The 23592-nt window shown below is 72.6% G+C and carries 20 protein-coding genes and 1 pseudogene; 13 read left to right on the top strand and 8 right to left on the bottom strand.

The window, feature by feature from the left end:
* Positions 1–24: 24 nt before the first annotated feature.
* Positions 25–327: a UBP-type zinc finger domain-containing protein gene (locus U5640_RS42555; RefSeq protein WP_340384560.1), complete on the top strand. Its 303-nt coding sequence runs from the start codon at positions 25–27 to the stop codon at positions 325–327.
* Between the two features lie 172 nt (positions 328–499).
* Entirely contained in the window at positions 500–1063 is a 564-nt protein-coding gene (locus U5640_RS42550; protein ID WP_340384559.1) for a hypothetical protein, read from the top strand.
* A 25-nt stretch (positions 1064–1088) separates the two neighbouring features.
* On the opposite strand, the gene U5640_RS42545 is transcribed toward U5640_RS42550, so the two are convergent.
* Positions 1089–2885, bottom strand: coding sequence for a M4 family metallopeptidase (locus U5640_RS42545; RefSeq protein WP_340384558.1), 1797 nt, complete (start codon positions 2883–2885; stop codon positions 1089–1091).
* A 367-nt stretch (positions 2886–3252) separates the two neighbouring features.
* Between U5640_RS42545 and U5640_RS42540 the strand changes: the two genes are divergently transcribed.
* From U5640_RS42540 to U5640_RS42525, 4 genes are all read left to right on the top strand, one after another.
* Positions 3253–4395 (top strand): serine hydrolase domain-containing protein, encoded by a 1143-nt coding sequence (locus U5640_RS42540; protein WP_340385669.1) that lies wholly within the window; start codon positions 3253–3255, stop codon positions 4393–4395.
* A 311-nt stretch (positions 4396–4706) separates the two neighbouring features.
* Positions 4707–6008, top strand: coding sequence for a CAP domain-containing protein (locus tag U5640_RS42535; protein ID WP_340384557.1), 1302 nt, complete (start codon positions 4707–4709; stop codon positions 6006–6008).
* A 299-nt stretch (positions 6009–6307) separates the two neighbouring features.
* A complete protein-coding gene (locus U5640_RS42530) occupies positions 6308–7948 on the top strand; it encodes a serine/threonine-protein kinase (RefSeq protein WP_340384556.1) in 1641 nt (546 codons plus the stop codon).
* A gap of 179 nt (positions 7949–8127) precedes the next feature.
* Positions 8128–9180, top strand: coding sequence for a hypothetical protein (locus U5640_RS42525; protein ID WP_340384555.1), 1053 nt, complete (start codon positions 8128–8130; stop codon positions 9178–9180).
* Between the two features lie 55 nt (positions 9181–9235).
* Here the strand turns inward: U5640_RS42525 and U5640_RS42520 are convergent, their stop codons facing one another.
* The 5 genes and pseudogenes from U5640_RS42520 to U5640_RS42500 form a co-directional block, all read right to left on the bottom strand.
* Positions 9236–9721, bottom strand: a complete 486-nt coding sequence (locus U5640_RS42520) for a DUF6328 family protein (protein ID WP_340384554.1) — start codon at positions 9719–9721, stop codon at positions 9236–9238.
* Positions 9722–9778: 57 nt separating this feature from the next.
* Entirely contained in the window at positions 9779–10762 is a 984-nt protein-coding gene (locus tag U5640_RS42515) for an aldo/keto reductase (protein ID WP_340384553.1), read from the bottom strand.
* Between the two features lie 9 nt (positions 10763–10771).
* The gene (locus tag U5640_RS42510) at positions 10772–11383 is read right to left on the bottom strand and encodes a TetR family transcriptional regulator (protein ID WP_340384552.1); all 612 of its coding nucleotides are present in this window, start codon (positions 11381–11383) and stop codon (positions 10772–10774) included.
* 494 nt (positions 11384–11877) lie between these two features.
* Positions 11878–13290 (bottom strand): annotated as a pseudogene (locus U5640_RS42505) (MFS transporter); the annotation flags it as partial.
* 109 nt (positions 13291–13399) lie between these two features.
* The gene (locus U5640_RS42500) at positions 13400–14611 is read right to left on the bottom strand and encodes an FAD-dependent monooxygenase (protein WP_340384551.1); all 1212 of its coding nucleotides are present in this window, start codon (positions 14609–14611) and stop codon (positions 13400–13402) included.
* 356 nt (positions 14612–14967) lie between these two features.
* Between U5640_RS42500 and U5640_RS42495 the strand changes: the two genes are divergently transcribed.
* Positions 14968–15342 carry a tyrosinase cofactor gene (locus U5640_RS42495; protein WP_340384550.1) on the top strand — a complete coding sequence of 125 codons (375 nt, stop codon included), beginning with the start codon at positions 14968–14970 and terminating at the stop codon, positions 15340–15342.
* Positions 15343–15374: 32 nt separating this feature from the next.
* A complete protein-coding gene (locus U5640_RS42490) occupies positions 15375–16196 on the top strand; it encodes a tyrosinase family protein (RefSeq protein ID WP_340384549.1) in 822 nt (273 codons plus the stop codon).
* Here the strand turns inward: U5640_RS42490 and U5640_RS42485 are convergent, their stop codons facing one another.
* Both U5640_RS42485 and U5640_RS42480 read right to left on the bottom strand, forming a co-directional pair.
* Positions 16197–16907 (bottom strand): ribonuclease H, encoded by a 711-nt coding sequence (locus tag U5640_RS42485; protein ID WP_340384548.1) that lies wholly within the window; start codon positions 16905–16907, stop codon positions 16197–16199. It lies immediately after the preceding gene.
* A gap of 24 nt (positions 16908–16931) precedes the next feature.
* Complete coding sequence (locus U5640_RS42480; protein ID WP_340384547.1) at positions 16932–17726, bottom strand: VOC family protein; 795 nt, start codon at positions 17724–17726, stop codon at positions 16932–16934.
* Positions 17727–17874: 148 nt separating this feature from the next.
* Between U5640_RS42480 and U5640_RS42475 the strand changes: the two genes are divergently transcribed.
* From U5640_RS42475 to U5640_RS42455, 5 genes are all read left to right on the top strand, one after another.
* Positions 17875–18891 carry a zinc-binding alcohol dehydrogenase family protein gene (locus tag U5640_RS42475; RefSeq protein ID WP_340385667.1) on the top strand — a complete coding sequence of 339 codons (1017 nt, stop codon included), beginning with the start codon at positions 17875–17877 and terminating at the stop codon, positions 18889–18891.
* A 213-nt stretch (positions 18892–19104) separates the two neighbouring features.
* Complete coding sequence (locus U5640_RS42470) at positions 19105–20547, top strand: family 2B encapsulin nanocompartment shell protein (RefSeq protein ID WP_340384546.1); 1443 nt, start codon at positions 19105–19107, stop codon at positions 20545–20547.
* Positions 20544–21608 carry a family 2 encapsulin nanocompartment cargo protein terpene cyclase gene (locus U5640_RS42465; protein WP_340384545.1) on the top strand — a complete coding sequence of 355 codons (1065 nt, stop codon included), beginning with the start codon at positions 20544–20546 and terminating at the stop codon, positions 21606–21608. Before U5640_RS42470 ends, U5640_RS42465 begins: the two co-directional genes overlap by 4 nt.
* 75 nt (positions 21609–21683) lie before the next feature.
* Positions 21684–22556: a geranyl diphosphate 2-C-methyltransferase gene (locus U5640_RS42460; protein WP_340385665.1), complete on the top strand. Its 873-nt coding sequence runs from the start codon at positions 21684–21686 to the stop codon at positions 22554–22556.
* An 88-nt stretch (positions 22557–22644) separates the two neighbouring features.
* Positions 22645–23541, top strand: coding sequence for an aminoglycoside phosphotransferase family protein (locus tag U5640_RS42455; RefSeq protein ID WP_340384544.1), 897 nt, complete (start codon positions 22645–22647; stop codon positions 23539–23541).
* Positions 23542–23592 lie beyond the last annotated feature (51 nt).

Here is a 23592-nt window from a genome sequence, read left to right as displayed (position 1 = left end):
GTCCCGCCGAGCGGCAGCGGCTGTGTGGACTGCGACGCGGTCGGGGGCTGGTGGTTCCATCTGCGGCGCTGTGCGCGCTGTGGTCACATCGGCTGCTGCGACTCCTCCCCCGCGCAGCACGCCACCGCCCACTACAAGGCGACCGGGCATCCGATCGTGCGCAGCTTCGAGCCGGGCGAGGAGTGGTTCTGGGACTACTCCAGCGAGGAACTCTACGATTCTGGGCCGGAGTTGGCGTCCCCGGTCAGTCACCCCGCCGAGCAGCCCTCGCCGGGCCCTGCGGGACGGGTGCCGGCGGACTGGGCTCAGATCCTGCGCCGGGGGTAGGTGTGTGCAGGGGCGCCGGGCGCCAAGGGCGGAAGGGGCGCTCGCCTAGATGCCTGCGCCCCCTGGCACCTCTTCACCACCCCCGCAAGGGAGATGAACCCCCCTCGCAGGCATACAAGCTGCCCATACGCTCACGGAGCTCAGCCGTCGTACCGCAGGCACCAGGAGACCCGTGAACCACCGCACCACCGCAGCCGCTCTGGCGTCCTGCGCCCTCGCCGTCGCCGTCCTCACCGCCTGCGGAGCGGGGGACACCGCCGCGGGCCGCAAGCAACCGGCGACGGGAGAGCGGACCTCCTCGGTGGGTGCCGCAAGTCCGTCAGCGGGGTCGGGGACGCCGCGGACACCGGCCGGAGGGCTCTCCCCCTCCGTCTCCGCGTCCGCCTCGGCCCCGCGGCAGGCGGGCGGCGGCACCGCGCCGCCGTCCCCGACGCGCCCGGCGGTGAAGAAGGGCAAGGCGGCCCTGCCGCCGCGCCCCGACCGTGACGGCGAGGGCGCCTATGTGCGGGCGCTGACCGCGATCGACCCGGACATCGTGCACGACAAGGAGGACGAGGCCGTCGAGCGGGGCCGCGACCAGTGCGCCACGATCCACGACCACCCCGGCGACCGGGAGGAGCAGATCGGCGCCGCGATGCGGCGCTTCGTCTCCCCCGGTCACCCGGACGGCTTCGGCCGCCTCAAGAGCACACGGATCGTCGAGGCCGTGCACACCAACCTCTGCCCCGACTACTGACGGACACGGAGCGGGTTCGTCTCCGTCAGCGCACGGCGGGCGGCACGTTCGCCGCGGTGACGTTCACCGCGGCCCAGGACCTGATCACCGTCTTGAACTCCACGCTGTCCCGGCCGTACAGGTCCCGGGCCGCCTTCATGGTCGCGAGGCGCGCGTCGTGGAAGTCGGTCGTGGAGACCATGTACCGGGTCAGGGCGCGGTAGTAGATCTTGGTCGCCTTGGCCCGGCCGATGCCCTTGACGGGAGCGCCGTCGTAGGTCGGCGAGTCGTAGGTGACCGCGCCGATCTTCTTCCGCCCGCTGCCCTCGGCGAGCAGGTAGTACGCGTGCGAGGAGACGCCGGAGCCGGCGTGGACCTCGGTGTAGTAGGTCTCGGGCGACCAGTAGTCGATCGCCTCCTCGAGGACGTCCTGGGACGGCTGGTCGAGGCGGCGCAGGAACTTCTGGTCCAGGCCCAGCTTCTCGCCGATGAGGTAGTTCGGCGGGTTCTTGGGGTTGTTGGCGCTGAACTCGACGTTGGAGCCGAAGATGTCCGCGAGGGACTCGTTCAGCGAGCCCGGCTCGCCGTACTGGTTGCCGTCGCCGTCGACGAAGGTCGGCTCCAGCCGGGCGGTCGCGTCGACGACGCCGTGGGTGAGTTCGTGGCCGGTGACGTCCAGGACGACGAGGGGCTTCTTGAACATGTCGCCGTCGCCGTCGCCGTACAGCATGCAGTCGCAGGCGGGGTCCCAGAACGCGTTGGCCACCTTGTTGCCGAAGTGGACCATGGCGCGGGCGCCCTTGCCGTTGTTCCTGACGCCCTTGCGGCCGAGGGTCTTCTTGTAGAAGTCCAGCGTCTGGACCACGCCGTACTGGGCGTCCACGGCGGCGCTGGCGCGGCTGGAGACGGCGCCGTTGCCCCACTTGTTGGTGGTGCTGGTGAACTTGGTGCCGCGGGCGAAGTTCTCCTGCTCCTTGTTCTTGGCGTCGCGGGTCTCGGTGCCCCAGTGGGTGGGGTCCTTCAGCAGGTAGCTGCGGGCCGCGGTGCGGGTGGTGGTGAGCGGCACCTTCCCGACGAACAGGGAGCTTCCGGTGCCCTTGGCGGTCTGGGGGTAGCGGGCGGCGGGAGCCGAGGAGGCCGCGGTGAGCCCGGCGGAGAGCGGGGCGGTGCCGGAGGCGGGGTCGAGGGTCTCGCCGCGCTCGCGCAGGGTGCGGACCAGGCTCGGCGAGAGGAACTCGTCGCTGTCGGGCGTGTTGCTGCGCACCGTGCCGGTGACGGCGTCCACGACGACCGTGCGGGAGCCGCCGGCCTCGGTGGTGTCGCTGTCGGTCACCTGGACCTGGTAGGCGAGCGCGGAGGCGCCGCCGCGGGCGTCCACGACGAGTTCGGCGCTCCCTGCGTCGCCCTGGGCGACGGCGGCGGCCTTGGCCTCGGCCTGGGCGGCGGTCAGCCGGGCCCGCACGCTGGCGGGCGCGACGGCGTGGTCGGCGGCGCGGGTCACGCCGGCGTAGGCGAGGTTCCCGGTGAGGTGCACGACGAGATCGCCGCCGAGGACGGGCAGGCCCTGGTGGGTCCGGACGAACCGGACATGGCGGCCGCCCTCGGGGTCGATCAGCACGTCCTGCGGCCGGAGTGCGTCGCCCTGGCCGACACCGGTGGCCGAGGCGTGGGCGAAGGCGGCGGCACGGGCCGCCCGGACGACGGCGGTGCCCTGGGTGTCGGCGGTGGTCGCGGCCCGCGTCTCCCCCGCGGACGGGCCCGCGAACGCCGTGCCCGCCAGGCCCGTTGCGGCCGTGGCGACGGCGACGGCGACCGTCAGCAGACGTATGGGTGCACTACGCAAAGGTGAGGGTTCCTTCGTTCGGACGGCCGGGGTCCCCAACCGCCGTGAGACATGGCGCCGTTGGGCGCCACGGGGCTGGTCGGGCCCCGGAGCTCCACCCTTACGGATGAGTCATGTCCATGTAAAGCGGAAATCAACGCTTCCAGGCGGCTTCGCGGGGATACTTGCCGAATCCGCGACGCACGGTGATCGACGAGCGACCAACGGTGCGCCGAGTGAAGAGATGTGACACGACTGCAGGAGGTTCCCCCGGGTGCATGTGACGGATCTCGCATCGACGACCCGCCGCGGACGGCTGCGCGGCCTCTCGACGGCGGTGTGCGCGGCCGCCGCGGTGCTGTCCCTGCTGCCGGCACCGGCCACGGCCGTGTCCCGGCCGGCGCCCGCCGCCCCCGCGCTGCCGCGTCCCGACCTGGCCGGTCTGCGCGGTGTGCTGCGCACGGCGGTGGGCCAGGGGGCGCCCGGCGCGATGGCGCGGCTCGACGACCACGGCACGGTCCACCAGGTCGCCGCGGGCGTCGCCGACCGGCGGACGGGCCGGGCACTGAGCACCGCGGACCGCTTCCGCATCGGCAGCGTCACCAAGACGTTCTCCGCGGTCGTCCTGCTCCAACTCGTCGACGAGGGGCGGCTGGTGCTCGACGCGCCGGTCAACCGCTATCTGCCGGGGCTGCTGCCGGACGACCGGATCACGGTCCGCCACGTCCTGAGCCACCGCAGCGGCCTCTACGACTACAGCGACGACCTGTTCGCCCGGTCCGTCCCCGGCTTCGAGGCGGTCCGCACCAAGGTGTTCACGTACCGAAAGCTCATCGACCTGTCGCTGCGCCACGCGCGCACGACCGCGCCCGGGGGACCCTACTCCTACTCCAACACCAACTTCGTCGTCGCGGGACTGCTGATCGAGAAGCTGACCGGACAACCGGTGGCGGCCGCCTACCGCAGGCGCATCATCGAGCCGCTCCGGCTGACCGACACCTTCTACGTCCACCCGGACACGGCAATCCCCGGCCGGTACGCGCGCGGCTACCTCACCCCGGACACACCGGGCGGGGCCCTGGTCGACGCGACCCGCCAGACCGTGTCCTGGGCGCAGAGCGCGGGCGCCCTGATCTCCAGCGCCGGGGACCTCGACACGTTCCTGTCGGCGCTGCTGCGCGGCCGGCTCATGTCGGCCGGGGCGCTGCACGAGATGCGCCGCTGGATCCCGGCGGGCGGCACCCAGTCCTACGGCCTCGGCCTGCGGCGGCGCCGGCTGTCGTGCGGGACCTTCGTGTACGGGCACACGGGCGCCGTACAGGGTTACTACACGTACGCCTTCACCTCGGGCGACGGCCGCCGCACCCTCGCGGCCCTCGCCAACGCGTCCAACAGTTCCACGGTCCATACGGCGATGCTGCGCACCCTCGACGCGGCGTTCTGCGGCGGTACCACGACCCGCCACCGGACGACCACCGCCCAGGAGACGGCGGAGGACACGAACGGGGGCGGGACGGGAAGCGGCCGCTGACAGGACACCCGACGTCGGCACCGGCATCCCGGGCCCACCCCGGCCGGGGCCCGGTCAGCCCGGGTCGAGGCCCTGCCCGGCCCACGTCCGCCCGGGTCAAGCCCCTGCGCGGTTCACCCGCGGCCCGGTACAGACCCGGCCCCTTTCCGGTGCCCCGGAGGGACGGGCTCGGGCGGGCGTGAGGCCGTCCGGTGTGGTGTCGGTCGGTGTCCGTAGGCGCGGGTCGGGGGGCGCGGGAACCCGGGAGGGCGGGTCGCCGTTGTGCTGGCAGTACCCCGGCGCGGTGAGGACGACTACACCAGGACGGCAGGATGAGCGAGTTGGTGCCCGGCGGCAATCTGCCCCTCCCGGGCGGCGCGCTGGCCGTCCGGGTACCCGGCCCCTTCGACGTGTGCGCGCTGGTGACGGACGACGGCGGCAAGGTCGGCGGGGACGCCGACTTCGTGTTCTACAACCAGCCGACGGCACCCGGCGCGGTGCTCCGGGGCGACACGCTCACCCTGGACCCGGGTCGGCTGCGGGCCGGTGCCACCCGGGTCACGGTGGTGATCAGCGCCGCCGACCCGGGCACCCCGCTCGCCCGGCTGCCCGCTGCCACGCTCCAGGTCACCGACCCACAGGGCCGGGTCATCGCCCGGTTCGTCCCGCCCGCCCCGCGCCAGGAGACGGTGCTGCTGCTCGCGGAGGTCTACCGGCGAGGGCCGTCCTGGAAGCTCAGGGCGCTCGGTCAGGGCTACGCCGACGGCCTGGCGGGACTGGCGCGGGACTTCGGGGTGGACGTCCTCGACGGCACCCCGACGTCCCCCGGCGGCCCCACGGCGCCCGCCCCGCCCACCGACCCCGACGGCTTCCTGGCCCTCGTCAACCCGGCCCGGGCCGCCGCCGGTTCGCCGCCCGTCGCGCTCGACGCCCGGCTGGCCACGGCGGCCCGGGCGCACGCCGCCGACATGGCCGCGGCCGGGCGGCTCGGGAGCGAGGGGCGGGACGGCGTCTCGCTGCACCAACGGGTCACGGCCGCCGGATACCCGTACCTCGCCGTGGGCGAGCACCTGGTCTCCGGGCCGCGCACCCCCGCCGAGTTCGTCGACTACTGCCTGCGCACCGACCGGGCGAGCCGCACCCTGCGGGACCGGGCGTTCACCCATGTCGCCCTGGCGCAGGCGACGGACGCCCGCGGCGGGCTCACGTACTGGACCGCGCTGTGGGCGAGCCCGCTCACCACGGACGGTCTGGCCCGTACGACCGCCGAGGTCGTGGAGCTCACCAACCGCGAGCGGACCCGGTCGGGGCTGCGGCCCCTCGCCGTCGACCCGCTCCTCACCAGGGCCGCGCAGGCGCACTGCGCGGACATGGTGGCGCGCGCCTTCTACTCCCACACCTCCCCCGACGGCACCCAGCCCTGGGACCGGGCGGCCGCCGCCGGGTCCACCCGGCGGACGATCGGCGAGAACATCGCCTGCGGGCAGCGCTCGGCCGCCGAGGTGGTGGAGGGCTGGATGAACAGCCCCGGCCACCGCGCCAACATCCTCAAGGCCGCCTTCACCCACATCGGCGTCGGATACACCGGCGGCGGCCCGTCGGGCACGTACTGGACCCAGCTCTTCGGCGCCTGACACCCTCGTCCGCCGTCACAGCGGACGGCAAAGGAGAAATCCCCCGTGCCGGTATCCGGTCGAAATGCGAAGCGACCGAGCGAGAGCGCTTTCCCAAGAGCGGCGATCCACTCGCCCGGATCTTGTTTACCCCTGGTTACGCGCCCGGACGGCCCCTGGTAATTTCTTTTCCTCGCACATACGACCGACACCCTTGAAGGAAAGACAGGAATCACACCGGACTCGCGCTCCATTTGAACGCACCCCCACACGTCCCCCGTACTTCCGGGAAAGGGAGAAATCCGGGGGTTCAGCGAAGGATGACCATGGTCAAGGCGCATGTCTCCACGCACGAGTTGGTCGCCGGGAGATACCGGCTCCTCGACGTCGTCCACCGCGAGACCAACCGGGTCAGCTGGTACGGCGAGGACGTGCAGGGAGCGCGGCCGTGCCTGGTCACCCGGATAGGTCTGCCCTCCGACCTGGGTGAGGAGGAGGCGAGCCAGGCCGCCGGCCGGGTGACGCGGATGTCGGAGACGATGGCCCAGGTGTGCCCCGGCCGGATCGCCACGGTCGTCGACGCGACCGTCGAGGGGGGTTCCCTGTGGACGGTCACGGAGTGGATCGACGGTCTGCCGCTCGGTCAGCTCATGGACCAGAAGGGCCCCTTCGGCCCGGGCCGGGCGGCCACGATCGGGCTCCAGTTGCTCGACGTCCTGGAGGCCGCGCACGGCGAGGGCATCACGCACGGCGAACTGAGCCCGGGTCAGGTGTTCATCAGGGCCCGCGGCCCGCTCGTGGTCACCGGCTTCGGACTGGCGGGCGCGACGCTCGTCCCGAGGCTGGCGGCACCGTCGTACGCCTCCCCGGAACAGGCCCGTGACGACCGGATCGGCCCGGCGGCGGACCTGTGGGCCCTGGGCGCGATCCTCTACACACTGCTCGAGGGGCGCCCGCCGTACCGGGACCGGGACCGGCCCGAGAGCACGCTGCGGGGCGTGGACCGGCTGCCGCTGCGCACCCCGCTGCGCGCGGGCCCGCTCTCCGCGACCGTGCAGGGCCTGCTGCGCAAGGACTCCCGGGAACGGCTGACGCGTACGACGGTCCGTCAGGCGCTCACCCGGGTGCTGGACGAGGACCCGCACACCGTCCTGCCCGCGCCCCGGCTGCGGCGGGCGTACACCTCGGCCCGGCACATCGGACCGCAGTGGAGCGGCCGGGCCATGGCCGCCGGGACGGCGCTGGCCGTCGTCACGGTCGCCGTCGCCGCGCTCGCCGTGACCCACCAGCTGCCCGGCAGCGAGGACACCTCGGCCGGTGGCCCGCAGGTGCAGCCCTCGGTGTCCACCGTGCCTTCCGGGGAGGACGGCCAGGCGGGCGACAGAGCCACGGCGGCGCCCGGCGCGACCGCCACGGGCGGCTCCGCCACGCCCTCACCGTCCGGTACCCCTTCGGGCACCCCGTCCCCCCCGTCGGCGTCGATCGACGCCCTGCCGGACGGCTACCGCGTCTACCACGCCCCCGAGGGTTTCTCGGTGGCGCTGCCGCGGGGCTGGAAGCGCCTGGAGACCCGGCGGCAGGGCGATCTGGCGTACCGGGTCACCTTCGGCGCGGACGGTGATCCGCGCACTCTCGCGGTGACCTACAGCACGGCGGTCGGCGCGGACCCGGTGGCGGTCTGGCGGGACGACGTGGAGCCGGGGCTGCGCGAGGACGCGGGCTTCCGCCGGCTCGGGGCGATCGAGGCGACGACGTACCAGGGGTACGAGGCCGCCGACATGGAGTGGCTGTCGGAGGTCGACGGCACACAGGTGCGCACGTTCGGGCGGGGTTTCCTGCTGGGCGGGCACCGGGGCTTCTCCCTGCGCTGGACCACGCCCGCCTCCGACTGGGACAAGACCGCCAACCGGCAGGCCCTGGCCACGTTCCTCAAGACGTTCCGACCGGGGTCGTCCGGCTGAACGGGTGCGGTCACCGTGGCGGGGAGCGAACCTGCCGGGGGTGACGGCCGGGGGGACCGGCCGAGGGTTCGGTGCGTCCGGACTCCTCCGCCCGGTGGCAAACCGTCGCCAACGGGTGCATATAGGCTGCGGTTCTGCATGTGTGCCCGTCCGTCCCGCAGCCTCCGAGGAGACCATCCGTGACCCTGGCGATCGACCTGCCCGAGACGTCCGCCGAGGACGGCCCCGCGCCGCTGTCCGACCTCGTCGCGCGGGACGCGCGGGAGTTCGGAGTCTACGCGCGCACCGGAGGCTGGGCGTTCGCCCTGATGGTGGCGCGCAGTGTGCGGCCGGGCGGGCAGGGCGCGGACGAGACGCCGAAGGTGTCGGCGAGGGAGTTCGCGGAGCTGGCGGGCTGCTCCGCGGAGCGGGTGATGCGCTACTACAAGGCGTGGGACCGTGCCGCGGACGACGGGCTCGTCCCGCACTTCGAGGAGCTGGCGCCGGGCCAGGAGGCGGAACTGCCGGACGCCGACGTCTGGTTCACCTACTACGTCTCCCGCAACAGCGCCACCTCCGAGCGCGGCGCCGCGATCAGCGAGGCCGCCGAGGCGGAGGGCATCCGGCCCACCAAGGCGCTGGAGGTCGCGGAGAACCCTACGGCCCTGCGCGCCGCGATCCTCGCCGACCCGTCCACGGCCCGCGCGGCCCGCACCGCGCTCCTGGACCGGATCAAGGAGGACCCGGAGCTCCAGTCCGCGCTGGCCCGGGACGTCGTGCGCACCGACGACCTGAAGAAGGCCGTGGCGAGCGAGAGCCGCTCCGCCGACCGCATCGGCTACGTCCGCCAGATCGCCGAGTCCGGCCAGGTGAGGACTCCGGCGGGGCAGACGATCGACGCGCCGGTGGAACTGCGCCGGGAGGCCGAGCGGCATCTGTCGCTGATCGACGAGCTGGACGAGGGCGAGGACGCCGGAGAGTGGGCGTCCGAGGCGTACGACACGATGAAGAACCTCGTCGTGGAGACCGTGGAGGCCGACCCCGAGCTGCGGGTCCAGGAGCGGCGCACCAAGTTCTACAGCAGCCTGCAGCGGGCGACGAAGGTGTTCGAGGAGCTGACCTTCGACGACGCCCAGGAGTTCTACGAGGACGACATGGTGCAGCAGCTGGAGGAGCTCCAGCAGGCGATCGGCTCCTGCATCGCGTCGCTGCGCGGGGCGCGCCGGCCCGCCGCGCCGGCCGAGCAGCCGTAAGCGCCGTGGCCGGTGCCGATGCCGCTTGGCGGTGCCGTCCCGGCCGTACGGGGTCTCATTTCGACGTGTGGCGGTAGCGGGTCCACAGCGGCAGCCCGAACCAGCAGATCAGGTACCAGGCGACCACGGCGACGACCAGCCAGACGACGTGGTCGCCGTGGGTCGCGACGCGCAGGATCAGCAGCAGCGCGCAGGTCATGGTGGCGAAGAGCAGCAGCAGACCGACGAACGTCAGCCGGGAGGCCCAGGCCACGGCCTGCGGTTTGATACGGCGGCCCGCGACCAGCCGGTGCAGGGAGACTGGTCCGACCAGCGCGCCGGTGGCGGAGGCGCCGAGGATGACGGTGGTGATGTAGATCGCCTGGTCGGTGTCGTTCAGCGTGGTGTATTTCGGGGTGAACGCCACGGTGAGCAGGAACCCGAACAGGATCTGGACGCCCGTCTGGGCGACGCGCACCTCCTGGATGAGGTCGCTCCACATCCGGTCGGCCCGCTCGTCCTCGGTCTCGTCACGGCCGGACCGCCGCTCTGCCAAGTCCATGCGGCCCGGGTATCCGGGCCGCCGATTCCCAAACAGACATGCGGACGCCGGGCGCCGCTACCAGCGGGGCTCGACCTGTGCCTTGATCCGTCGGTCGTACAGGTCCCGGATCGCCGTCAGGGTCTCCTCGGACAGCTCGGGCAGCCGGGCGGCCTCCGCGTTGGCGCGGGCCTGCTCGGGCGAGCGGGCGCCGGGAATCACCGTGGTCACGCCGGGCTGCTGGACGATCCAGCGCAGGGCGAGCTGGGCCGGGGTGTATCCCTCGGGCGCGAGGGCGGCGAAGCGGGCGGCGGCCTCGACGCCGGTGGCGTAGTCGACACCGGAGAAGGTCTCGCCCTGGTCGAAGGCCTCACCGTGGCGGTTGTAGGTGCGGTGGTCGTTCTCGGGGAAGACCGTGTCCTCGGTGTACTTGCCGGAGAGCAGACCGGAGGCGAGCGGGACGCGCGCGATGATGCCGACTCCGGCCTCCCGGGCCGCGGGCAGCACCTCGTACAGGGGCTTCATGCGGAACGGGTTCAGGATGATCTGGACGCTGGCCACGCCGGGGCGGGCGATGGCGGTGAGTGCCTCGGCGGCGGTCTCCACGCTGACGCCGTAGTGGGCGATGCGCTCCTCCTCGACGAGGGTGTCGAGGGCATCGAAGACCTCGTCGCTGGAGTAGACGGGGGTCGGCGGGCAGTGCAGCTGGACCAGGTCGAGGCGGTCGACGCCGAGGTTGCGGCGGGAGCGGTCGTTCCAGGCGCGGAAGTTGTCCAGGACGTAGTTCTCGGGGATCTGCTCGAGCCGGCGGCCCATCTTGGTGGCGACCAGCACATGCAGGTCGGGGCGGCTGCTGAGGAAGGTGGCGATGGTCTGCTCGCTGCGGCCGTCCCCGTAGACGTCGGCGGTGTCGAAGAAGGTCACCCCCGACTCCGCCGCCGTCTCCAGCACCGTGAGGGCTTCCTTGTCGTCGACGTCTCCCCAGTCGGCGCCCAGTTGCCAGGTGCCGAGACCGACGACGGACGCATGCTGACCTGACCTGCCGAATTCGCGCTCTTCCATGGTGTCACCCTACGGGGTCAGCTGGGCCTGGACCGTCGGACCGTAGCGCTCGACGATCTCTTCCACCGGCATGGCGCGCAGCGCCTCTCCCCGGGCGATGCCGAACATCACGCCGAGGCCGAGGAGAGTGGCGAGGGCGAGTTCGGCGCGCTGCCGGGCATCGGGGCCGCCGAGGCGGGCGGCGAGGCGTTCGGTGACCTGGGCGCGGAAGTTGGCGCGCAGGACGTCTCCGTGGTCGCCGTGCAGCGGCGCGAACGCGATGCGCAGGACGGGGTCGGCGCCGCGTTCGCGCTGGCCGACCACGACGTGCCGCACCATGTGCGGCCCCAGCTCCTCCACGGGGGCGTCGAGGAGGCCGGCGGCGTCCTCCTCGAAGGACATCACGCGGGCGAAGAGGGCGTCCTTGCTGCCGAAGTACTTCAGGACCAGCGGCGGGCTCACCCCGGCCCGTTCCGCCACGGCCTTGAGGGTGAGGTCGGCGTGGGCGTGGCGGGCGAGGAGGTGCCGGGCGGCCCGCAGGATGGCCGCCTTGGTCGCCTCGGCGTCACGGCGGGCGGGGACGGAGGCGGGCGTGGCGTCCGCGGTGGCAGGGGTACCGGGTGTGGTGTTCACGGCACTCATGCTCCCCCCGTTCCCCCGTCACCGGTGGCGGAGCCCCGGCCCCGAACCGGCCCGGTGGCCTCCCACCGGCGGCCGGGCTCGGCCCTGGCCACGGGATCGGCCTCGCGTGCAGGTTCGGACGTGGACTCCGGCGCTGAGGCGGGCGCGGGCGCCGTGGCGGACGGGGGCACGGACACCGGAACGGAGGCAGCCGTGGACGAGGAGGCGGAAGCGGGCACGGGCGCCGGCCTGGAGGCAGACGCGGGCACGGGCGCGGGCGCCGTCTCGGGCAGCACCACCGCGGCAGATGTCGGCACGGATGCGGACGCCGACGCGGAAGCGGGCGCGGGCGCGGGCGCTGTCACGGACGGGTGCGACACCCGCACGGAGGCAGCCGTGGACGAGGAGGCGGACACCGACTCGCAGGCGGAAGCGGGCACGGACGCCGTCTCGGGCAGCGGCACCGCGGCAGACGCCGACGTGATCCCCGCCTCAGGGTCCGGTTCGGGTTCGGTGTCTCCCGGGATGGTCAGGGCCACGGCGCAGGCCGCAAGGGCGATCGCGCCCGCCATCGCGAAGGCCAGCAGGTAGCCGTGCAGGGTGGGCACCGGGGCGCCCCCGACGAGGCTGGTGTGGTGGACGAGCACGGCGGCGACGGCGGCGCTGGAGACGGCCTGCCCGATGGTGCGCATGAGGACGTTGACGCCGTTCGCCGAGGCGGTCTGCCCGGCCGGCACGGCGCGCAGGATCAGCGCGGGCAGCGCGGAGTAGGCGAGCGTGGTGCCGGTGGCCACGACCGCCGCCCCCATCATGATCATCCACAGGTCGCGGCTGTCGGCGATACGCACGGCGTATCCGGCGGCGATGACGGCGGCGCCCAGCGCGAGCGTGACGCGCGGGCCCCTGGCGGCGGAGATCCGTGCGGAGAGGGGGGAGAACAGCAGCATGGTCACGCCGCCGGGCAGCAGGCACAGTCCGGTCTGGACGATGGAGAGCCCGAGCCCGTAGCCGCTGGCCCTGGGCGCCTGGACCAGCTGGGCGGTCACGAGGGAGTTGGCGTAGAAGGCGAAGCCGGTGAGCAGCGCCGCGACATGGGAGAGCCCCACCCGGGGCCGGGACACCAGCCGAAGGTCCACCAGCGGCCGTTCGGCCCGCAGCTGGCGCCACCACCACAGGGCGAGCACCACGGCCGAAGCGAGGAAGAGGCCCACGATCCTGGGACCGCCCCAGCCCCACTGGCCGCCCTGGGACACCGCGAGGAGCAGACAGACCAGCCCGGCGGCCAGCCCCAGCGCGCCCGGCACGTCGAACCGGCCGGGCTCGCGCACGGGCGACTCCGGCACCGCCCACCGGATCAGCACCACGCCCGTGGTGCCGAGGGCGGCGGTGACCCAGAACATGGTGTGCCAGTCGGCGTACTGGACGACCATGGCCGCCGCCGGCAGACCGAGCGCGGCGCCGATGCCGACGGTGGAACTCATCAGCGCGATCGCGGAGCCCCGGCGCTCCGCGGGGAGTTCGTCGCGCAGGATGCTGATGGACAGCGGTACGACGGAGGAGGCGGCGCCCTGGAGGGCGCGGGCCGCGATGAGGACGCCGATCTGGGAGGTCAGCGCGCAGATCACCGAGCCCGCGGCCATCAGGGTGAAGGAGAGCAGCAGGACGCGCCGCTTGCCGTACATGTCGCCGGCGCGACCGAGGACCGGGGTCAGGACGGCGCCGGAGAGCAGCGAGGCGGTCACCATCCAGGAGACCGCGGCGGGTGAGGCGCCGGTCAGCCGGGGCAGGTCGGGCAGGAGCGGGACCACGACGGTCTGCATGACCGCCATCAGGATCCCGCAGTACGCCAGGACCGGAATCGTGAACCGAGCCCGCGGGCCGGTGTCGTCGTCCCTGGTCGGGGTGGGTATCGGGACGGGCGACGCCATGGACACTCCAGCGGCCGACAGGGTGGCGAAGAATGGGTGAATGTGAATTCACCGTAGCAGTGAATTCGCATTCACCCAAGGGGGTGGCGCCTTGCCGGGGGCCGGTGGGCTACTTGCGGCCCGCCAGGGCCCTGGTGTGGGCGCTGCGGGCGATCCTGGGGCCGAGCCAGCGCTTGAGGCGGCGCAGGGAGTCGAGGTGTCCGGCGGCACGGTCGAGGCGGTAGTAGAGCTGGGGCGGGACGTACGGCAGCAGGGGCGAGTGGCGCTGGCCGAGCAGGGCGAACATCTGCTCCGGCGGGAGGTCGATGTACCGGGTGAGGTTCTCGTACCACTGGGCGCTGAGGCGGGCGGCGCTCTGCTGGGGCAGCAGGGCGGTGCGGCGTCCGTGTTCGTAGCGGGCGAGGGCCCGCGGGAGACCGTCGCTCCCCGCGAGCGCGTCGGCGAGGGCGAGGGAGTCCTCCAGGGCGAGGGTGGTGCCGGCGCCGATGGAGTAGTGGGTGGTGTGGGCGGCGTCGCCGAGGAGGACCAGGTTGTCGCGGTACCAGGTGCGGTTGGTGAGCGTGCGGAAGGTCAGCCACGAGGAGCTGCCGTCGGCGCCGGCCCGGCCGATCAGGGGGTGGCCGTCGAGGATGTGCGCGAAGAGCTTCTCCAGCTGGACCAGGCCGTCGGTCTCGCTCGCCCGGTCCAGGCCGAGCCCGGCACAGGTCTCGGGGGCGCACTCGATGACACAGGTGCTCTGCGCGGTGCTGAAGGGGTAGCCGTAGCACCAGATCCAGCCGTGCTCGGTCTCCACGAAGGCGAAGGTGAAGGAGTCGAAGACCTTGCTGGTGCCGAGCCAGACGTAGGAGTTGCGGCCGGGGGCGAGTTCGGCGCCGAAGTGGTCGGCATGCCGGGTGCGCAGCGCGCTGTGGACGCCGTCACCGGCCACCACGAGGTCCGCGTCGGGCAGGTCGTCGGCCGTGACCGCGCACTCGAACTCCAGCCGTACGCCGAGTGCGCGGGCGCGGGCGGCGAGGATCTCCAGGAGTTTGTGGCGGCCGATGCCGTGGCCCTCGTCGCCGGGCTGACGGGTGGACAGGTCCCGGACGTGGGCGACGCCCTGGTTCCAGACGACGGAGTGCTCCTCGATCGCGCGGGCCGACTCGGGGTCGCGGGCGCGGAGCTTGTCGAGGAGCCCCTGCCAGTAGGTGACGCCCCAGCCGTACGTCGAGCCCTCGGGGTTGCGCTCGAGGACGGTGACGTCGTGGGACGGGTCCTGCAGTTTGAGCAGGACGGAGAGATACAGGCCGGCGGGCCCGCCGCCGACACAGGCGACCTTCACGCATACCCCTAGGAATGACCGGATGTGATGAGTTGACGACGCAGGGTAGCAGTGCGGAAGTCGCCCACTGTGGCACCTCGACTCCCGGTTTCCGCCACTTTCCCCACGTGAGCCACGCCACGGCCGACATCCGGGCGCGCGAAAGATCACCGGAAGGTGCAGCTCCACGGAAAGGAATTGCCCGTTCCGTGCCCGCCCGGACGTCCGTGACGCCAAGATCATCTTGGTTCAACATTGCACGACATGGGTGCGATTGTCCGGATCGCAGCCAACCGGTCGCGCGGGATTTCACCCGCTCCCGAAGGTCTCGATAGGCATGCCGGGTCGACAACCGAACGCACCCCAGGAGATTCCGCATGCCCGACCTCAGCCGCCGCCGCGCACTCACCGCCGCGGCCGCCCTCGCCGGTGCCACGGCGCTCGCCGTCCCCGCGGCCAGGGCCAGCGCACCCGCGCACGACCACGACTCCCCCGCCGCCTTCGACGAGGTCTACAAGGGCCGCCGGATACAGGGCCGGCCGACCTCCGAAGGCGGTCATCACCACCACGGCGGCGGCTACTCGGTGTCCGTGGACGGCGTCGAACTGCACGTCATGCGCAACGCCGACGGCACCTGGATCAGTGTCGTCAGCCACTACGACCCGGTGTCCACCCCGCGGGCCGCCGCCCGCGCCGCGGTCGACGAACTGCGGGGCGCCCGGCTGCTGCCCTTCCCCGCGCCCGCCAACTGACCTCTCCGCAAGCCCCTTTGGAGCACCCGCAGATGACCGTCCGCAAGAATCAGGCGTCCCTGACCACCGACGAGAAGCGGCGTTTCGTCGCCGCCGTCCTCGAACTCAAGCGCAGCGGCCGCTACGACGACTTCGTCACCACGCACAACGCGTTCATCGTCGGCGACACCGACGACGGCGAGCGCACGGGCCACCGTTCGCCGTCCTTCCTGCCGTGGCACCGCCGCTTCCTGCTGGAGTTCGAGCGGGCGCTGCAGTCGGTGGACGCGTCGGTGGCGTTGCCGTACTGGGACTGGTCCACCGACCGCTCACCGCGCTCCTCGCTGTGGGCGCCGGACTTCCTCGGCGGCACGGGGCGCAGCCGGGACGGGCAGGTGATGGACGGGCCGTTCGCCGCGTCGGCCGGCAAGTGGCCGGTCAACGTCCGTGTGGACAACCGTACCTACCTGCGCCGGTCGCTCGGCGCGAGCGTGCGCGAGCTGCCGACGCGGGCCGAGGTCGACTCGGTGCTGGCGATGGCGACGTACGACATGGCGCCCTGGAACAGCGCCTCCGACGGCTTCCGCAACCATCTGGAGGGATGGCGCGGGGTCAATCTGCACAACCGGGTCCACGTCTGGGTCGGCGGGCAGATGGCGACCGGTGTCTCCCCGAACGACCCGGTGTTCTGGCTGCACCACGCCTACATCGACAAGCTGTGGGCCGAGTGGCAGCGCCGGCACCCGGGGTCGGCGTACGCACCGGGCGGCGGAACGCCGAACGTCGTGGATCTGAACGAGACCATGAAGCCGTGGAACGACATGACCCCGGCGGCCCTGCTCGACCACACCCCGCACTACACGTTCGACGTCTGATCAGGCCTCGGCCGTACGGCACTCGGGGTGGCCCCAGCCCTGGGCGTTCTTGGCGATCTGCTCGCCCGCCGCGTACCCCCGGCCGCACACGCAGCGGCCGGGGAACCTGGCCTTGATCGTGCGCGCGGACGCGCCGCCGCGGGAGGCCGAACCGCCGCCGCGGCGGGGCGGCTTGGCACCGCCGGAACGGGCCTGCTTCGGGGTGTCCGGGGACGGCGGCGGCTCCGGGGAGCCCTGCTCGCTGCCGGCCGCCTGCTGGACGCTCGCCGCCTGGCTGGCGGCGCGGTCGGCGAAGTCGTTGAGCGGGTCGCCGTCGACCTGGTGGGCGGGCACGTAACGGAACTCCACCGAGCGCCCGTCGAGCAGTTCGTCGATCCGCACGACTAGTTCCTGGTTGGCGACCGGCTTGCCCGCCGAGGTCTTCCAGCCGTTGCGCTTCCAGCCGGGGAGCCAGGTGGTGACGGCCTTCATGGCGTACTGCGAGTCCATCCGGACCTCCAGCGGCACACCCGGGTCGGTGGAGGTCAGCAGGCGTTCCAGCGCGGTGAGTTCGGCGACGTTGTTGGTGGCCCTGCCGAGCGGGCCCGCCTCCCAGCGGGCCGGGCTCTCCGTGTCGTCGGCGACCACCCATGCCCAGCCGGCCGGCCCCGGGTTCCCCTTCGAAGCCCCGTCGCACGCGGCCACCACACGTTCACGCATGCGCACGATCATGCCATGGCCGCGCGGCGGGGCCGGTCAGGCCGGCCTGGTCTGCGGCAGCTCGCCCTCGGTGGTGGTGACGTCGATCACCGAGAAGTTCGCGCCCTGCGGGTCGCTGAGGGCGGCGAAGCGCCCGAAGGGGCTGGTCATCGGGCCGAAGCGCAGGACGCCGCCGAGCTTGGTCGCCTTCGCCACCGCCTCGTCGCAGTCGTCGACGATGAAGTACACGTTGACGTAGGACGGCACCTCGGGCGGGAAGTCGTCCGTCATCCGCATCCGGCCGAGGACCGTGGTGTCGCCGACGTCGAACATGCGGAAGTCGACGTTGTCGTCCTCGATCTGCCGGGCGGTGTACGGGAAGACCGAGGAGAAGAAGGTGTCGGCGCGGTCGGGCTCCCGGGTGAAGACCTCGGCCCAGCCGTAGGCGCCGGGGACGGCCTCGGCCTCGAAGCCCTCGTGGGTCCCGGCCTGCCAGACACCGAACACCGCGCCGCTGGGCTCGCGCGCCAGGCACATCGTGCCGAAGTCACCGACCTGCATCGGTTCCATCAGCACCTCGCCGTGGTGCGCGCGGATCTTGGCCGCCGTGGCCGCCGCGTCCGGGGAGGCGAAGTACAGACACCACTGCGACTGGCCCTCCTGGCCGGGCATCGGCGGGACGACGGCGGCGACCGCCTTGCCGTCGACGTAGGCCTGGGTGTAGTTGCCGTACTCCGACGACGACTCGCCGAAGGTCCAGCCGAGGACCTCGCCGTAGAAGGTCTTGGCGCCCTCGACGTCGGTGAACATCGCGTCGGCCCAGCACGGGGTTCCCTCTGGTTGTACGGCCATGTCGGCGGCCCTTCCGAAAGAGACGACTGTGTCCGGATCCTCACGCTAGTCACCCGCTCGTGGCTGCGCGCGCCGAACGCGCCCGTCCGTCCCACACTGGGAGGGTGGGTCCGGCTGCAGGACGGGGCGGGTCATGACGGACGGGACGATGCGCGCGTGGTCGGTGGCCGAGCCCGGGCCGGTGACCGGGGAGCCGCTGCGCCTGATGCGCCGGCCGGTGCCGGTGCCCGGCGCCGACGAGCTGCTGGTGAGGGTGCGCGCCTGCGGGGTGTGCCGGACCGATCTGCACGTCACCGAGGGTGATCTTCCGGTACGCCGGCCGGGGGTGACGCCCGGGCACGAGGTGGTCGGCGTGGTGGCGGGGAGGGGCGAGGCGGTACGGGGGTTCGCGCCGGGCGACCGGGTGGGGGTGGCCTGGCTGCGGCGGACCTGCGGGGTGTGCGCGTACTGCGCCCGGGGCGCCGAGAACCTGTGCCCGGCGTCGTCGTACACCGGCTGGGACGCCGACGGCGGCTACGCCGAGTACACGACGGTGCCGGCCGCCTTCGCCCATCCGCTGCCGGAGGGGGTGGACGAGGTGGCGCTCGCGCCGCTGCTGTGCGCGGGCATCATCGGCTACCGGGCGCTGCGGCGGACCGCGCTGCCGCCGGGCGGGCGGCTCGGACTGTACGGCTTCGGGGGGAGCGCCCACCTGTGCGCGCAGGTGGCGCTGGCCCAGGGCGCCCGGGTGCATGTCCTGACCCGGGGAGCAGCGGCACGTCGGCTGGCGCTGGAGCTGGGGGCGGCCTCGGCGCGGGACGCCCACGAGGCGCCTCCGGAGCCGCTGGACGCGGCGATCCTCTTCGCGCCGGTCGGCGAGCTGGTCCCGGTGGCGCTGCGGGCGCTGGACCGGGGCGGGGTGCTGGCCGTCGCCGGGATCCATCTCAGTGACGTACCGCCGCTGCGCTACGAGCGCGAGCTGTTCTACGAGAAGGAGCTACGCAGCGTCACCTCCAACACCCGTACCGACGCACGGGAGTTCCTGACCCTGGCGGCGCGGCTCGGCGTCCGGGCGACGACCCATGCGTATCCCCTGTCACGGGCCCCGCAGGCCCTGCGGGACCTCGCCGCAGGTCAGTTCGACGGCGCAGCCGTTCTGGTGAACGATCTTTCCCAACCCTCCTGATCGCGGCGCGTGGGAGTGCCCGGGCCTTCTCCTGAGGCACTTGGGGAGCTTTCTCCCCCATCCGCCCCGCTGCGCACCCATGCCACCCGTATCCGCCCCTTTCGCGCCGTACCCCTCGCTCACCGAGGGTGTTTGGCTGGTGCCTGCGGATCTTCGAAACCGCGCTTCGCGAACCGTCCGCCCAGCTCCGCGCACCAGCTTTCTGGAGAGAATGTGTCCACACCGGACAGTGCCACCGCTTCCGCTCTCGACGAACCCCCCTGCGAGCCGTCGGCCGACGGCTCGCTCACCAGCCTCAGCACCCGGGCGGCCCGCCAGCTCGCCACCACCCACAAGTCCGAACCGCAGATGCAGGCGATCAGCTCGCGCTGGCTGCTGCGCATGCTGCCGTGGGTGGACGTGAAGGGCGGCACCTACCGGGTCAACCGGCGTCTGCAACTGTCCGTGGGCCGGGGCCGGGTGCAGTTCGAGCACAACGGCGGCGACGACGTCCGGGTCCTGCCGGACACGCTGACCGAGCTGCGCGTCCTGCGCGGCTACTCCGACAACGGCACCCTGGCGGAGCTGGCGTCCCGCTTCCGGACCCGTGAGGTGCGGCCCGGGCAGGTGATCTTCGAGGCGGGTCAGCCGGTCACGGAGACCTATCTCGTCGTCCACGGCCGGTTCACCCGCTACACGGCAGGCAAGTACGGCGGGGAGGAGATCGTCGGGGTGGTCTCGGGCGGCGACCAGCTCGGCGAGGAGGCCATCGGACAGGACGACCCGCTGTGGCTGTCCTCGGTGCGTGCGGAGACCTCGGGCGTGCTGCTGGTGCTGCCGGGGGACGTGCTGCGGGAGTTCCTCTCCCGGGTCCCCTCGCTCGCGGCGCATCTCCGGGCGTACGCCGAGCGGCAGCGGCGGCCGATGAACCGCAAGGGCGAGGCGGAGCAGCCGCTCCAGGCCGGCCACACCGGCGAGCCGACGATCGGTGCGGGCTACGTCGACTACGAACTCTCGCCGCGCGAGTACGAGTTGTCGCTGACGCAGACCGTGCTGAAGGTGCACACCCGGGTCGCCGATCTCTACAACAACCCGATGGACCAGACGCAGCAGCAGTTGCGGCTCACGGTCGAGGAGATCCGGGAGCGCCAGGAGTGGGAGCTGGTGAACAACCGGGAGTTCGGGCTGCTGCACAACGTCGACTACGGTCAGCGGGTCAGCGCCTTCACCGGGCCGCCGACCCCGGACGACATGGACGAGCTGCTGTCGATGCGGCGCAAGACCAAGCTGTTCCTCGCTCATCCCAAGGCGATCGCGGCGTTCTTCCGCCAGTGCAACCGGCGCGGTCTGGTGCCGGGCACGGCGACCGTGGAGGGGCATGAGATCCCGGCGTGGCGCGGGGTGCCGATCTTCCCGTGCAACAAGATCCCCATCAGCGAGCAGCACACCAGCAGCATCATCGCGCTGCGCACGGGCGAGGCCGACCAGGGCGCGGTGGGCCTGTACCAGACGGGCATCCCGGACGAGTTCCAGCCGGGGCTGAACGTGCGGTTCATGGGGATCGACGCCAACTCGATCATCCGGTACCTGGTCACCGCGTACTACTCGATGGCGCTGCTGGTGCCGGACGCGGCGGGCATCCTGGAGAACGTGCAGATCGGCCGGACGGCCGAGTGACGGCCGGGAGTGTGCGGCTGGGCGGTAGCGGGGGCGGGCTGCCCGGGCCGCCGAACCTCGCCGCGAGCCTCACGGCCCGGCGCGGCGGTGCGATCCCGGGGCTGCGCCACCGCGAGGTCGCCCCCGCCGACCCGCGGAAGGCGGCGGAGGTCGACCGCCGGCTGGAGGAGTGGGCGCGCGGCCTGGATCTGTTCCCGACGGCGTGGAACGGCGACTTCACGGGGTTCCAGTTCGGGCGGGCCGTGGTGCTGCAGCATCCGGGAGCCGCCGATCTGGACCGGCTCACGGTGGCCGGCAAGCTGCTGCTGGCGGAGAACGTCGTGGACAGCTGCTACTGCGAGGAGGACGAGGGCCGGGGCGGCTCCCGCACCGGGCTGGCCGGCCGGCTGATCCTCGCGCAGTCGGCGCTGGACCCCTTCCACGGGCCGCCCGCGCACCAGGAGGAGTGGACGCGGGGCATGCAGGCCGACGGTCCGCTGCGCTCGTACTTCTGGGCGCTGAAGGACTACGCGGCCCTCGCCACCCCCAGCCAGAGCGACCGGTACGTGCACGACATGGCGCGGCTGCACCTGGGCTATCTCGGCGAGGCGGCCTGGATGGAGACCGGGTACCGGCCCAAGGTCTGGGAGTACCTGGTGATGCGGCAGTTCAACAACTTCCGGCCGTGTCTGTCGATCGTCGACGCGGTCGACGGCTACGAACTGCCCGAGCAGCTCTACGCCCGCCCGGAGGTCCAGCGGGTCACGGCGCTCGCCTGCAACGCCACCACGATCGTGAACGACCTGTACTCCTTCACCAAGGAGCTGGCGTCCGACCCCACCCACCTCAACCTGCCGCAGGTCGTGGCCGCCAACGACCGGCGCGGGCTGAAGGCCGCCTATCTGAAGTCGGTGGACCTCCACAACGAGGTGATGGAGGCGTTCGAGTCGGAGTCGGCGGTGCTCGCCGCGACCTCACCGCTCGTCGAGCGCTACCTGCGGGGTCTGTCGGACTGGGTGGCCGGCAACCACGAGTGGCACGCCACCAACACCCATCGCTATGCGCTGCCCGACTACTGGTGAGCAGCGCACCTCTGGCCTTCCGTCACATGACGCAGTACAGCATCACGTCACCATCACAAGGAGTCACCGTTGACCATGACCCCCGAGGCGCTCACCGAGGCCCTGCCGCTGCCGACCCAGTCCGTCTACCAGAACCGGATCGCGGACTACTGGAACGCGGAGGAGAACCCGGTCAACCTCGAACTGGGCCGGATCGACGATCTCTACCACCACCACTACGGCGTCGGTGACGCCGACCGGTCGGTGCTCGACGAGCCCGACCCCGAGCTGCGCAAGGAGCGGATCACCACCGAACTGCACCGGCTGGAGCACGCCCAGGCGGAGCTCCTGGCCTCCTGGCTCGGTCCGCTCACCCCGTCCGACCGGGTCTTCGACGCCGGCTGCGGGCGCGGCGGCGGCAGCGTCACGGCCAATCTGCGCTACGGCTGCCACGCCGACGGGGTGACGATCTCCGCCAAACAGGCGGCGTTCGCCAACGAGCAGGCCCGTAAGCGCGGCATCGACGACACGGTGCGCTACCACCACCGCAACATGCTGGACACGGGCCTTGAGACCGGTGCGTACGCGGCCTCGTGGAACAACGAGTCGAGCATGTACGTCGAGCTGGACCTGCTGTTCGCCGAGCACGCCCGGCTGCTGCGCCGCGGCGGCCGGTATGTCGTGATCACCGGCTGCTACAACGACACGTACGGGCAGGCCTCGCGCGAGGTGTCGCTCATCAACGCGCACTACATCTGCGACATCCACCCCCGCTCGCGGTACTTCCGGGCGATGGCGGACAACCGGCTGGTGCCGGTCCACGTCGAGGACCTCACCGCGACGGCCATCCCGTACTGGGAGCTGCGCCGACAGGCCGACCACCTGGTCACGGGCATCGAGGACACGTTCCTGACCGCCTACAGGAACGGCAGTTTCCAGTATCTGATGATCGTGGCCGACCGGGTCTGAGCGGCGGGCCGGTTCGAGCCGCCGGACCGACGCCCGTGCCGATCTATTTCGTTGGACGGCCGGGCGTCGGTCCGCTGCAATGAGCCGCATGTGTGCCCAGAGGATGCGCCCGGACGAGGTCGATCTCGATGCCGCGCTGGTCGGCCGGCTGATCGCCGATCAGTTCCCCGTGTGGGCGGGGCTGCCCGTGCGGCGGCTGCCGTCCTCGGGGACGGAGAACGCGATGTTCCGGCTGGGCACCGACAAGGTGGTCCGGCTCCCCCGGCATCCCGGCGCGGTGGAGAACGTGGCGCACGAGCGGCGCTGGCTGGCCCGGCTGGGGCCGAGTCTGCGGGTCGCCGCGCCGGTGCCGCTGGCGGAGGGCGCGGCGGGCGCGGGTTTCCCCTGGCCGTGGTCCGTCTACGGCTGGCTGGAGGGCCGTAACCCGGTCGCGGGAGCCGTCGAGGAACCGCGACGGCTGGCGGCGGACCTCGGGGCGTTCGTCGCCGGGCTGCGCGGGGTCGACGTCACGGGCGGGCCGCCGAATCCCCGGGGCGGGCCGCTCGGCGGGCGCGACGGTCACACCCGGGACGCCCTGGCGCGGCTGCGGGGGCGGATCGACACCGACACGGTCACCGCCCTGTGGGAGGAGGCGCTGCGGGTGCCGGAACGGACCGCGCCGGGGGTGTGGGCGCACGGGGACCTGTCCCCCGGGAACGTCCTGGTCGCCGGGGGGCGGCTGAGCGCGGTGATCGACTTCGGCACGGTCGGCGTGGGTGATCCGGCGGTCGACCTCGTCCCGGCCTGGAACCTGCTGCCCGCCTCGGCCCGCGGCACGTTCCGGGAGGCGGTGGGCGCGGACGACGACGAGTGGGCGCGCGGCCGGGGCTGGGCCCTGTCGATCTCCCTGATCCAACTGCCGTACTACTGGGACACGAACCCGGCGCTGGCCGAGAACTCCCGGCATGTGATCCGGGAGATCCTCGCGGAGGCCGCGGCCGGGTAGCACGCCTCACGGTACGCCGGCTGCCGTACGGCAGCCCGCCGTACAGCCCCT

It is taken from the genome of Streptomyces sp. SS7, assembly GCF_037993025.1.
GTDB lineage: Bacteria > Actinomycetota > Actinomycetes > Streptomycetales > Streptomycetaceae > Streptomyces.
The sequence above is the reverse complement of the archived record's forward strand: the minus strand, read 5'-3'. Positions and strand labels throughout refer to the sequence as shown.

What these genes read in the sequence shown, in the direction of transcription:
- U5640_RS42530 (WP_340384556.1), top strand. Translation starts at nt 6,308, where the DNA reads ATGACCATGGTCAAGGCGCATGTCTCCACGCACGAGTTGGTCGCCGGG.
- U5640_RS42520 (WP_340384554.1), bottom strand. Translation starts at nt 9,721, where the DNA reads ATGGACTTGGCAGAGCGGCGGTCCGGCCGTGACGAGACCGAGGACGAG.
- U5640_RS42485 (WP_340384548.1), bottom strand. Translation starts at nt 16,907, where the DNA reads ATGATCGTGCGCATGCGTGAACGTGTGGTGGCCGCGTGCGACGGGGCT.
- U5640_RS42490 (WP_340384549.1), top strand. Translation starts at nt 15,375, where the DNA reads ATGACCGTCCGCAAGAATCAGGCGTCCCTGACCACCGACGAGAAGCGG.
- U5640_RS42475 (WP_340385667.1), top strand. Translation starts at nt 17,875, where the DNA reads ATGCGCGCGTGGTCGGTGGCCGAGCCCGGGCCGGTGACCGGGGAGCCG.
- U5640_RS42455 (WP_340384544.1), top strand. Translation starts at nt 22,645, where the DNA reads ATGTGTGCCCAGAGGATGCGCCCGGACGAGGTCGATCTCGATGCCGCG.
- U5640_RS42515 (WP_340384553.1), bottom strand. Translation starts at nt 10,762, where the DNA reads ATGGAAGAGCGCGAATTCGGCAGGTCAGGTCAGCATGCGTCCGTCGTC.
- U5640_RS42480 (WP_340384547.1), bottom strand. Translation starts at nt 17,726, where the DNA reads ATGGCCGTACAACCAGAGGGAACCCCGTGCTGGGCCGACGCGATGTTC.
- U5640_RS42510 (WP_340384552.1), bottom strand. Translation starts at nt 11,383, where the DNA reads ATGAGTGCCGTGAACACCACACCCGGTACCCCTGCCACCGCGGACGCC.
- U5640_RS42460 (WP_340385665.1), top strand. Translation starts at nt 21,684, where the DNA reads ATGACCCCCGAGGCGCTCACCGAGGCCCTGCCGCTGCCGACCCAGTCC.
- U5640_RS42535 (WP_340384557.1), top strand. Translation starts at nt 4,707, where the DNA reads ATGAGCGAGTTGGTGCCCGGCGGCAATCTGCCCCTCCCGGGCGGCGCG.
- U5640_RS42495 (WP_340384550.1), top strand. Translation starts at nt 14,968, where the DNA reads ATGCCCGACCTCAGCCGCCGCCGCGCACTCACCGCCGCGGCCGCCCTC.